This window comes from Hydrogenophaga sp. GW456-12-10-14-TSB4, assembly GCF_059424305.1.
Window position 1 is genome coordinate 104,067 of sequence record NZ_JBWKZH010000002.1, and the last position, 11,243, is coordinate 115,309.

Annotated in this window: 6 protein-coding genes; 4 read left to right on the forward strand and 2 right to left on the reverse strand. The window is 72.4% G+C overall.

All coding sequences use genetic code 11. The features are described from left to right. Nucleotides 1-2: 2 nt before the first annotated feature. From AC07ZS_RS01700 to AC07ZS_RS01715, 4 genes are read left to right on the forward strand one after another with little or no spacing between them, the layout of a single operon-like run. Nucleotides 3-4,625: a type I polyketide synthase gene (locus AC07ZS_RS01700; RefSeq protein WP_494796900.1), complete on the forward strand. Its 4,623-nt coding sequence runs from the start codon at nucleotides 3-5 to the stop codon at nucleotides 4,623-4,625. Next, nucleotides 4,622-7,924 (forward strand): non-ribosomal peptide synthetase, encoded by a 3,303-nt coding sequence (locus AC07ZS_RS01705; protein WP_494796901.1) that lies wholly within the window; start codon nucleotides 4,622-4,624, stop codon nucleotides 7,922-7,924. Before AC07ZS_RS01700 ends, AC07ZS_RS01705 begins: the two co-directional genes overlap by 4 nt. Further along, complete coding sequence (locus tag AC07ZS_RS01710) at nucleotides 7,921-8,655, forward strand: alpha/beta fold hydrolase (protein WP_494796902.1); 735 nt, start codon at nucleotides 7,921-7,923, stop codon at nucleotides 8,653-8,655. Before AC07ZS_RS01705 ends, AC07ZS_RS01710 begins: the two co-directional genes overlap by 4 nt. Then, nucleotides 8,655-9,539 (forward strand): alpha/beta fold hydrolase, encoded by an 885-nt coding sequence (locus AC07ZS_RS01715; RefSeq protein ID WP_494796903.1) that lies wholly within the window; start codon nucleotides 8,655-8,657, stop codon nucleotides 9,537-9,539. Before AC07ZS_RS01710 ends, AC07ZS_RS01715 begins: the two co-directional genes overlap by 1 nt. Nucleotides 9,540-9,560: 21 nt before the next feature. Here the strand turns inward: AC07ZS_RS01715 and AC07ZS_RS01720 are convergent, their stop codons facing one another. Next, entirely contained in the window at nucleotides 9,561-10,421 is an 861-nt protein-coding gene (locus AC07ZS_RS01720; RefSeq protein ID WP_494796904.1) for a serine aminopeptidase domain-containing protein, read from the reverse strand. A 3-nt stretch (nucleotides 10,422-10,424) separates the two neighbouring features. After that, the gene (locus tag AC07ZS_RS01725; RefSeq protein ID WP_494796905.1) at nucleotides 10,425-11,234 is read right to left on the reverse strand and encodes a serine aminopeptidase domain-containing protein; all 810 of its coding nucleotides are present in this window, start codon (nucleotides 11,232-11,234) and stop codon (nucleotides 10,425-10,427) included. Nucleotides 11,235-11,243: the final 9 nt, after the last annotated feature.

Below are 11,243 nucleotides of genomic sequence, written 5' to 3' on the forward strand. Positions count from 1 at the left end.
GGATGAGTCCCAGCGAGCAATTTCCCGCGCACGCCATGGCCATCGTGGGCATGGCGGGGCGCTTTCCGGGCGCGAGCGATCTGGACGCGTTCTGGCGGAACATCCGCGAGGGCGTGGAAGCGCTCGAACCGTTCAGCGAGGCCGATCTGCAGGAAGCCGGTGTGGACCCGGCCCTGAGCGGCCAGCCTCAGTACGTGCGCAAGGGCACGGTGCTGGAAAACGCCGACCATTTCGACGCCGGCTTCTTCGGCATGTCGCCGCGCGAGGCGCAGGTGATCGATCCTCAGCAGCGCATCTTCCTGGAGTGCGCCTGGGAAGCCCTGGAGCACGCGGGCTATGCGCCCGGCGCGATCGCGCAGGCCGTCGGCGTGTATGCCGGCGCCAGCATGAACACCTACCTGCTGTCGCAGATCCTGCGCGACCCGGCGCTGGCCGCTTCGGTCGGCGGTTACCAGCTCATGCTGGGCAACGACAAGGACTTTCTCTGCACGCGCGTGTCCTACAAGCTGGACCTGCATGGGCCCAGCATGACGCTGCAGACCGCCTGCTCGACCTCGCTGGTGGCGGTGCAGGTGGCCTGCCGCGCGCTGGAGCGGCACGAGTGCGACATCGCGCTGGCCGGCGGCGTGTCGGTCAACTTCCCGCAGCGCGGGGGTTACCTGTTCCAGGAGGGCATGATCCTCTCGCCCGACGGCCACTGCCGGCCGTTCGACGCCGACGCCAAAGGCACGCGGCCCGGTGCCGGTGCCGGCATCGTGGTGCTCAAGCGCCTGGCCGACGCGCTGGCCGACGGTGACACCATCCACGCCGTGATCCGCGGCGCGGCCATCAACAACGACGGCGCCGGCAAGGCCGGCTACACCGCGCCCAGCGTGGACGGACAGGTGGAGGCCATCGCCACAGCGCAGATGCTGGCCGACGTGGACCCGCGCAGCATCGGCTACCTGGAGGCGCACGGCACCGCCACGCCGCTGGGCGACCCGATCGAGATCGCGGCGCTGCGCCAGGTGTTCGAGGCCGGCACCGCCGACCAGGGCTTCTGCCGCCTGGGCTCGCTCAAGGCCAACCTGGGCCACCTCGACGCCGCTGCCGGCGTGGCCGGCCTGATCAAGACCGTGCTGGCGCTGCAGCACCGCGAGCTGCCGCCGCTGGTGAACTTCCGCCAGGCCAACCCGCAGCTGAACCTGGACCGCTCGCCCTTCACCGCCAGCGCCCAGGCCGCGCCCTGGCCGGCGCAGGCGGGTCCGCGACGCGCCGGCGTGAGCTCCTTCGGCATCGGCGGCACCAACGCCCACGTGGTGCTGGAAGAGGCCCCCGCTATCGAGCGCGTGGAGAACGCCGGCCAGCCTCAGCTGCTGGTGCTGTCCGCGCGCAGCGAAGCCGCGCTGGAAGCGGCCACGCAGCGCCTGCGCGACCACCTGACCGGCCACGCCGATCTGGACCTGCGCGACGTCGCCTGGACGCTGCAGGAAGGCCGCCGCGCCTTTCCGCACCGCCGCACCCTCGTGGCCGCCAGCACCGCCGACGCCGTGGCGGCGCTGGGTGCGCCCAAGCGCGCGCCGGTGCACACCGCGCGCCACGAAGGCGGCGAGCGCCCGGTGGCCTTCCTGTTCAGCGGGCAGGGCAGCCAGTTCGCCGGCATGGGCGCCGACCTGTACGAACAACATGCCGTCTACCGCGACGCCATCGACCGCTGTGCCGAGCTGCTGCGCGAACCCATGGGGCGCGACCTGCGCGAGCTGCTGTTCGCGCCGGCGGGTGACCTCACCATCAACGAAACCCGCTATGCCCAGCCGGCGCTGTTCGTCACCGAGTACGCGCTGGCGATGCTCTGGCAGTCGTGGGGCGTGCGCCCGGCCGCGATGCTGGGCCACAGCATCGGCGAGTACGTGGCGGCCCACCTGGCCGGCGTGATGTCGCTGGCCGATGCGCTCGCCCTGGTGGCCGCGCGCGGCCAGCTGATGCAAAGCATGGCGCCGGGCGGCATGGCGGCGGTGCAGCTGAGCGCTTCCGAATTGCAGAAATGGCTGGCCACGCCGGCCGGCACGCTGGAGATCGCGGCGGTCAACGCGCCCAACCTGTGCGCCATCTCCGGCCCGCACGAGGCGCTGGCCGCCTGCCTCCAGCAGTTGAAAGAGCAGGGCATCGACGCCCAGCCGCTGCACACCTCGCACGCCTTCCACTCGTCGATGATGGAGGGCGTGCTCGCCCCCTTCACCGCGCTGGTCGAGAAGGTGGCCCTGGCCGCGCCGGGCGTGCCCTACGTGTCCAACGTCACCGGCCTGTGGATCACGCCGGCCCAGGCCACGTCGCCCGCGTACTACGCCGAGCACCTGCGCCGCGCCGTGCTGTTCGAGGCCGGCGTGCGCACGCTGGCGGCCGACCCCTCGCTGCACTTGCTCGAAGTCGGCCCGGGCCGTTCGCTGGCCACGCTGGCGGGCATGGCGCTGGGCGTGGAAGGCGTGCGCCGCACCAGCCTGTCCATGGGCCATGCGCGCGACGCGCGCAGCGCTTCACAGGCGATGCTCGAAGCCGCCAGCCGCCTCTGGCTCGCGGGCGTGTCGCTCGACTGGGCCGGCCTGCACGGCCCGGTGCGGCCGCGGCGCGTGCCGCTGCCCACCTATCCGTTCGAGCGCAAGCGCCACGCGGTCGACCCGGTGGCGCCCAAAGCCGCGCCGCCCAAGGCGGTGGTTCCGGTGGCGGAAGCCGCCGTGCAACGGCCCGTCGATGACTGGTTCTGGGAGCCTTCCTGGCAACGCGCGGGCGCCTTGCCCACCGGGCTTGCACCGGTGACCGAGGCCCCGGGCCGCTGGCTGGTGTTCCGGCGCGACGATGCCGCGTCGCAGGCCCTGGTGGCCGCGCTGGCGGCGCAGGGTATCGAGGTGGTCTCGGTGACCGCCGGCAGCGGATTCCGGCCGGTTTCGGCCACGCACTACGAGGTGGCGCCCGACTCGCAAGCCGACCACGATCAGCTGTTCAGCGCCCTGGGCGCGGCGCCGCTGGCCTGTGTGCTGCATGCCTGGAACACGGGCGACGACGCGCCGCAGACCCTGGATGCCGCGCTGCCGCCAGGCCGCCGCCAGGCCTTCGACGCGCTGATCTGCCTGGCGCGCGCGCTGGGCGGTGTGAAGCGAGCCCAGCCGCTGCCGGTGCTGGTGCTCAGCAGCGACCGCGAGCCGGTGCTCGGCACCGAAGCCGTGCGGCCCGAGCGCGCGCTGCTGCTCGGCCCGGCCTTGCTGTTGCCGCTGGACGTGCCCGGCGTGCACTGCCGCGCGATCGACCTGGCGGGCAGCGAGTGGCGGCCCGATGCCGCCCCCCGCCTGGCCGCCTCGCTGCGCGCCGAGGTGGCGCGGCCCGAGCCCGACGGCGTGGTGGCCTACCGGGGCCGCCACCGCTGGACGCCCACGCTGATGCCCCGGCGCCTGGGCGCCGACGCGGGCCCTTTGCCGCTGCGCGAGGGCGGCACCTACCTGGTGACCGGCGGTGCCGGCGGTATCGGCCTGACCCTGGGCCAATGGCTGGCGCGCCACGTGCGGGCGGCCCGGCTGGTGCTGGTGTCGCGCTCGGCCTGGCCCGACCGGGCCCAGTGGGATGCGTTGCTGGCCGCCAAGGACACGCCCGCGCCGCAGAAGGCGCGCATCACCGCCCTCCGGGAGATGGAGGCCGCCGGCGCCGAGGTGCTGCTGTGTTCCGGCGACGTGGCCGATGAAGCGCAGATGCAGGCCGTGGTCGCCATGGCGCGCGCGCGTTTCGGCGCCGTGCACGGCGTGGTGCACGCCGCCGGTGCGCTGGGCACCGGCACGGTGTTCGAGAAGACCGCGCAGGGCATCGAGGCGGTGCTGCGGCCCAAGCTCGAAGGCACGCTGGTGCTGGACCGCGTGCTCGCCGGCAACGGGCTCGACTTTTTCATGATGTGCTCGTCCATCAGCACGGCCTTCGGGTCGGCCGGCATGGCCGACTACTCGGCCGCCAACGCCTTCCAGGATGCCTTCGCCAAGTCCGGCCTGGCGCGCTCGAGCGCGCGCGTGCTGGCGGTGGGCTGGGACTCGTGGCGCGATGTCGGCTTCTCCGCCGCGCAGGGCGCCGACCCGTCGCACGCGGCGCTGCGTTATGCGATCCGGCCCGAGGAGGGCGCCGACGCCTTCGGGCGCGCCCTGGCCAGCGGGCTGCCCCATGTGTACGTGACCCGGCAGGTGATGCCCGACATGCTGCGCGACGTGGAGGCCTTGAAGGCCTGGCTGCGCCAGTCGGGTGCTGCCGCGCAGAGCAAGCCCGCCGCGGCCGAACCGGGCGTTGCGGCGCCGGTGGACGTGCAGGCGCTCGCGCCCAACGAGATCGAGGCGCGCATCGGCGCCATCTGGAGCGAGCTGCTCGGGGTGGACGACATCGGGCTGGACGATGATTTCTTCGCGCTGGGCGGGCATTCGCTGATGGCGACCCGCATCATTGCGCGCATTGAAGAACAGTTCGGCGCGCGCCTGTCGCTGCGCGACCTGTTCGAGGGCCCGAGCATCCGCCAGCTGGCACAGAAAGTGGTTGCACAGGCGGCAGCGGTCAAAGGCCAGGACGCCGGTCGCCCCGAGAGCGGCGCCGACGACGAGGATCGGGAGGAGATCGAGTTTTGAACGCGCGCGAGTTGCTGGCACAGCTGGAAGGCCTGGGCGTCGAACTGACGGCGGACGAGGGTCGCCTGCGCGTGAGCGCGGCCCGGGGCCGCCTGGACGACGACCTCAAACACGCCATCGGCGAACACAAACCCGAATTGCTGGCGCTGCTGGCCCAGCGCCGGCCCGCGACGGCCGGGCCGGTGCCCGGCGTGGCCCACGACGGGCCGCTGCCGCTGTCGCCCTTCCAGGAGCGGCTGTGGATCCTGCAGCAGCTCGAACCCGACAGCACCACCTACCTGATGGCCACCACCTGGCTGGCGCCGGCCGGCGTGGGCGGTGAGGCCCTGGTGGCCGCGATCGGGCGCGTGCATGCGCGCCAGCTCGGCCTGCGCACGGTGTTCGTCGAGGAGCAGGGCAAGCCCTGGGGGCGCCGCGTGGCCGTGCCCCAGGTGCGCATGCACGACCTGCGCCACCTGACCCCGACCGAACAGAAGTGGCAGATCGACGCCGACGTCGAGCGCGTGGTGCACACGCCGATCGACCTGGCGCACGAGACCCCCGCGCGCTTCGAGGTCTACGCCACCGCGGGCGACACCTGGGTGGTGATGGTCGCGGCGCACCACATCGCCGTCGATGCCTGGTCGCTGCACGTGCTGCGCCGCGAGATCGCGGCCGAGCTGGTGGCACCGAGAGGCGAGGGCGCTGTGCCCGCGCTGCAGTACGCCGACTATGCGGCCTGGCAGCGCAGTGCGGTGGACACCGCCGCCGGCCTGGACTGGTGGGAACGCACGCTGCAGGGCGCGCCCCAGCTCTCGGCCTTTGCGGCCGACCTGCCGCTGTCCGACGCGCCGGCCCGCGGGGCCAGCGTGGACTTCGAGCTCGATGCCGAGCTGGTGTCGGGTCTGCACCAGCTGGTGCGGCGCGAGAACGCGACCGTCTACATGGCGATGCTGGCGGCCACCGCCGCGCTGCTGCGAGCGCACACCGGGCAGGGCGACCTGCTGCTGGGCAGCCCCATGGGCGTGCGCGAGCGCGCCGAGTTCGAGAACCTGATCGGCCCCTTCGTGAACCTGCAGGTGGTGCGCCTGCAGGTCGGCGACGACCCCGGTTTCGGCGAGCTGCTGCGCCGTGCGCGCAACGCGCTGTTCGACGCCCACGAGCACCGCCAGGTGTCGTTCGAGAGCGTGCTGGAGCGGTTGCGCCCGGCGCGCTCGTTCCAGCATTCACCGCTGTTCCAGGTGGCGGTGGTGCAGCACAACGTGAACGCCGCTCACCAGGGCGATCAGAGCGGCCTGGCCATCACCGGCGGCGGCGCCCTGCACGAGCTGACCTGGTTCGCGCGCGAGCACGAAGGCCGGCTGATCTGCAGCCTGGAGTACCGCAGCGACCTGTATTCAAGCGGCATGATGGAGCGCCTGGCTTCGCAACTGCAGGCGCTGCTGCGCGGCGCGGTGGCGAACCACGACACGCCGGTGAGCCAATTGCCCCTGCTCACGCCGGCCGCGCGCGAGCAGCTGGTGCACGGTTTCAACGAGACCACCCAGGCGCTGGATGGCACGCTCTTCGCCCAGCGGCTGGAGCGGCAGGCCGCCGAGTCGCCCGCGCGCATCGCGGCGGGCTTCGAGGGCCAGACCCTGGACTACGCTGCGCTGAACCGGCGCGCCAACCAGCTCGCGCACCACCTGCAAGGCCTGGGCGTGCAACCCGGCGTGCGCGTGGGCATCTGCATGGACCGCTCGCTCGACCTGCTGGTCGCGCTGCTGGCGGTGCACAAGTCCGGCGGTGCCTATGTGCCGCTGGACCCCGACTTTCCGGCCGAGCGCCTGGCCTACATGCTGGAGGACAGCGGCGCGCGGGTGCTGCTCACGGGCGGCGAGGCGGCCGATGCGGTTTCCGAACCCGAGGGCGTGCGCTGCGTGGACCCGCTGGCCGACGCGGCCGCCATCGCGGCCCACAGTGGCGACAACCCGGCGCCCGCCGCCCAGGCGGGCGACGCGGCCTACGTGATCTACACCTCCGGCTCCACCGGCCGGCCCAAGGGCGTGGTGGTGCCGCAGGGCGCGCTGGCCAACTTCCTGGCCTCGATGGCGCTGCAGCCCGGCCTGGGCGCCGACGACGTGCTCGCGGCCGTCACCACGGTGTCGTTCGACATCGCAGGCCTGGAGCTGTACCTGCCGCTGACGGTGGGCGCGCGGGTCGAGCTGGCCTCGCGCGACACCGTCACCGACGGCGTGGCGCTGGCGGAGTGGCTCGCCGAATGCCAGGCCACGGTGCTGCAGGCCACGCCTGCCACCTGGCGCCTGCTGCTGGAAACCGACTGGACGCCGGCGCGTCCGCTGCGCGCCTTCTGCGGCGGCGAGCCGCTGCCGCGCGACCTGGCCGACCGCCTGCTGGAGCGCGTGGCCCAGCTCTGGAACCTCTACGGCCCGACCGAGACCACCATCTGGTCCACCGTGCACCGCGTGGAGCCCGCGCCGGCGCCGATCAGCATCGGCCGGCCGATTGCCAACACGCAGATCCATGTGCTCAACGCGCACGGTGAGCCGGTGCCCATCGGTGTGCCGGGCGAGCTGTGCATCGGCGGTGCCGGCGTGGCCACCGGCTACCACGAGCGCGCGGAACTGACGGCCGAGCGCTTCGTCGCCGACCGCTTTGCCGCCCAGCCGGGCGCGCGCCTCTACCGCACCGGGGACCTCGCGCGCTGGGACGCGCAGGGCCGCCTGCACCACCTGGGCCGGCTCGATCACCAGGTGAAGGTGCGCGGCTACCGCATCGAACTCGGTGAGATCGAGACCGCGCTGTCCGCCCACCCGGCGGTGCGCCAGGCCGTGGTGATGGGCCGCGAGGCCGGCCCGGCCGACGTGCGGCTGGTGGCCTACCTGGCCTTCCAGCCCGGCGAGGACCTGACCGCCAGCGATGTGCGCCGCTTCCTGCGCAAGCAGCTGCCCGACTACATGATCCCGTCCGTGGTGGCGGCGGTGGATGCGATCCCGCTCACGCCCAACGGCAAGGTCGACCGCGCCGCGCTGCCCGACCCGTTCCGCCACGCCGTGCAGACCGCGCGCGACCACGTGGCGCCCGAACCGGGGCACGAGCAGGTCATGGCCGAGATCTGGCGCGAGATCCTGCAGGTCGAGCGCGTCGGTGCCGAAGACAATTTCTTCGAGCTCGGTGGCCACTCCCTGCTGTCGCTGCGCGTGGCGCAGGCGGTGGAGAAGCGGTTGGGATGGCGCATGGATGCGCGTACATTGTTCTTCCAGAACCTGCGTCAGGTGGTGGCCATCGCGGCCGCCGAAAAGGGAACCCTCCAGGAATGACGCCACTTTTTTTCGGTGAGAGCTCGCGCCGCCTGTTCGGTGTCTACACGCCGGCGCATGCCCGGGGTGGGAAGGCGCGCGGCGTCGTGATCTGCCCGCCGTGGGGCACGGAATACCTGCGCGCGCACCGCAGCGTCTGCCAACTGGGCCGCCTGCTGGCCGAGTCGGGCGTGCACGTGCTGCGCTTCGACTATTTCGGTACCGGCGATTCCGCCGGCGACACGGGCGACGGCGATCTGAAAGGCTGGCAGGCCGACGTGGAAACCGCCATCGAGGAACTCAAGGACACCGCCGGCCTGCAGCGGGTGGGTCTGGTGGGCCTGCGCCTGGGCGGCGTGCTGGCGGCGCGGGTGGCGCCCGCGCGGCGCCGCGATATCGATGCGGTGGTGTTGTGGGACCCGGTGGTGCAGGGCGCCGAGCACCTGGCCGAGCTGCAGCGACAGGACGCGGCGGTGGCCCACGAGCGCAACCTCAAGGTGAACCCGGGCGAGCTGCTGGGTTTCCCGATGTCCGCCGGCATGGCCGCCGAGTTGCAGTCGATCGACCTGCCGGAACACGTGCCCGGTCTGCCCGCGCGCACGCTCATGGTGGTCTCGGAGGCCTCGACACGGGCCGGGTTGCCGGCCGCCGAGCACATTCCCAGCCAGCCCGCGTGGCTGGAGGACCAGCATTCCGGCGCGGGTGCGGTGCCCGTCCGCTTGCTGCAGCGCATCGTGGAGTGGCTGGCCTGATGGAACGCATCGTCGAACAGGCCTTGCTGCTGGGCCCCCGCAAATCGATGGTCGGCGTGATCACGCCGGCGTCCGCCCAGGCGGCGGTGCCCAACGCACCGTTCGTGGTCATCCTCAACGCCGGCATCATCCACCGGGTCGGGCCCAACCGCATGCACGTGCTGCTGGCCCGTGCGCTGGCGGCGGCCGGGTTCGGCGTGTTGCGGGTCGATCTCTCCGGCCTGGGCGACAGCGAGGCGCGCAACGACGCGCTGCCGCCGCTGGACGCGACCATGGCCGACATCCGCGAGATCCTGGACATGCTGCAGGCCACGCGCCAGGTGCAGCGCGTGGTGCTGGTGGGCCTGTGTTCGGGTGCCGACCACTCCATCATCTACGCCGGCACCGACGAGCGCGTGGTCGGCGTGGCGCTGATGGACCCGTCCATTCCCCGCACGCTGGGTTACTACGTGCACCACTACGGCCACCGCATCCTGGGCCTGCGCGCCTGGCTGAACCTGGTGCTGGGCCGCCACCCGATCTGGCGCGCGCTCAGGCGCCGCCTGAGCCCGGTGCCGGCCGCGTCAACCGCAGAGGTGGAGGCCAAGGGGCCCTCGCTGGAAGACCCGAAGGTCAAGGCCTTCCTGCAGAACGCCTATGGCCGCGCGCTGGGCAACGGGGTGCAGCTGCTGGCCGTGCTCACGTCCGACCGGCAGCGCCAGCACAACTACCGCCGCCAGCTGCTGGATGCGTTCCCGCAGCTGCCCTTCGGCAAGCAGCTGTGGCTGGAGTACTTCAAGGAATGCGACCACACCTTCGCCTCGGCGGCGAACCGCGCGCGCCTGATTGGTCTGGTTGAAGCCTGGATGAAGGCGACCGATTTCCGGTCACCGCCGAAAGCCTGAGACAGGCCCGGCGCGCCGGGCTCAGCGGTTGGCCGGCAGCACGCGGCCTTGCACCCAGTCGTCGGTCATGGCCAGGAAGGCGTGCTGCGCGGTGCGCGTCGTGATCAGGTGATCCGACACCTCCAGGTACTCGAAGGCCACCTTCTCGTGGAACGGGAACTGGCCGAACATGCCTTTGAACTGGCCCGCGTGGTTGAACCACTCGGGTTCACCGCCGCAGTAGACGAACAGCAGTTCCACGCCGCCGTCGCTCAGGGTCTGGATGCGCTGGCCGAAGACCTCGCGCGGTGGCACGACCGAGACCTGGACCGCGCGCCCGTTCGCCAGGCTGGCATCGCCGTTGCCGGTTTTCGAGCGGGCCGCGCCGAGCAGTTTTTCGCCGGCCTTGCGCACGGCACCTGTCAGGCCCGCCCGCCGCAGCTTGTAGAGAAAGGTCCGGACGCGCGAGGCGGCCGTGGGGTAGGCGTACAGGTCCCAGATCAGGATCGCCCGCAGGCGGGGGTCTTCCAGGGCCACGAGGTGGGCCACCTCGGCGCCCGAGCAGAAGCCGACCATCAGGAAGCGCGCGCAGCCGAAGCGGGCCTGGGCCGCGTCCATCACCGAGCGCGTGTCGGCCACCCATTGCTCGACCACCGGCAGGGTGCTCGCGGTGCGGCGGCTGTCGCCCAGGCCGCTCATGTCGAAGCGCACCGAAGGGATGCCCTGGGCCGCGAGGCGGCGCGCGAGGTGCACGTTCATGCGGTGCGGTCCGCTGCGCGGGATCACGCCGGAGTTGGTCAACAGGGCCACCACGGGGGGCGCGCCGTCGAAGCCGGTGTCGGCTGGCGTGAAGGTCGCGACGAGGTGGTTTTCGATACCCAGCGTGAGGGTGTGTTCAGCCATCGGTCAGTCGAGGGTGGAGAGGACGGCGCGCAGCAGGTCCGGAGGGACGATCGCCGTGCCCATCGCCTGACTGGACATCCAGTCGGTGATCTGCCCGATATTGTGCATGCGGAACTCGGGGTGGTTTTCCAGGTCCGCGAAATGCCCGCGCTGCTCGGTCGGCACGGCACACAGCACGCGCACGCCCCGGCGCAAGGCGGGGGCCACCTGCACATCGCGCAGGGCGTGCAGCTCGTCGGCCAGGGACGGGCCGACCTGGAAACCCAGGATGTCGCCCGGCAGGTCGGGTTCGATCGCCTTGCCGCTGTCGAGCAGCCGGTCCCACGGCACGCGGAACATGCGCACCAGCTCGCGCTGGTGGCCCTCCATCAGCTGGCGCACGTAGGTGGGGCCGTCGAGCACGGGCTCCCACAGCACGAGCTGCGCCGGCGGCTTGCGCGCGCGCAGGGCCGCGCGCAGTGCCAGGGTCGCGCCCAGACCCATGCCGAACCAGATCACGGGCGCGTCGTCGCCGCGGTCCTGCAGCTGCTCGTGGGCGGCCAGGGTGTCGTCGAGCCAGCCGCTGAGCGACTGGTCTTCTTCCTGGCCGGGGGAGTCGCCGGTGCCGTGGTAGTCGAAGCGCAGCGACTCGCAGCGCTCGCGCGCCAGCCGCTCACCCACGACGCGGTAGATGGCCGCGGTGCGCACGGCCTCCTGGCCGAGCGGGCGGCACAGCAGGAAGCGCGCGCGCGGCGCGCCGTCGCTGGCGGCGGTCTGGTACACGCCCACCATCTCCCGCGCGGGGCGGCCGAAACGTCTGATCGCAAGGTCCATGGAATCGTG

What these genes read in the sequence shown, in the direction of transcription:
- AC07ZS_RS01725 (WP_494796905.1), bottom strand. Translation starts at nt 11,234, where the DNA reads ATGGACCTTGCGATCAGACGTTTCGGCCGCCCCGCGCGGGAGATGGTG.
- AC07ZS_RS01700 (WP_494796900.1), top strand. Translation starts at nt 3, where the DNA reads ATGAGTCCCAGCGAGCAATTTCCCGCGCACGCCATGGCCATCGTGGGC.
- AC07ZS_RS01710 (WP_494796902.1), top strand. Translation starts at nt 7,921, where the DNA reads ATGACGCCACTTTTTTTCGGTGAGAGCTCGCGCCGCCTGTTCGGTGTC.
- AC07ZS_RS01715 (WP_494796903.1), top strand. Translation starts at nt 8,655, where the DNA reads ATGGAACGCATCGTCGAACAGGCCTTGCTGCTGGGCCCCCGCAAATCG.
- AC07ZS_RS01720 (WP_494796904.1), bottom strand. Translation starts at nt 10,421, where the DNA reads ATGGCTGAACACACCCTCACGCTGGGTATCGAAAACCACCTCGTCGCG.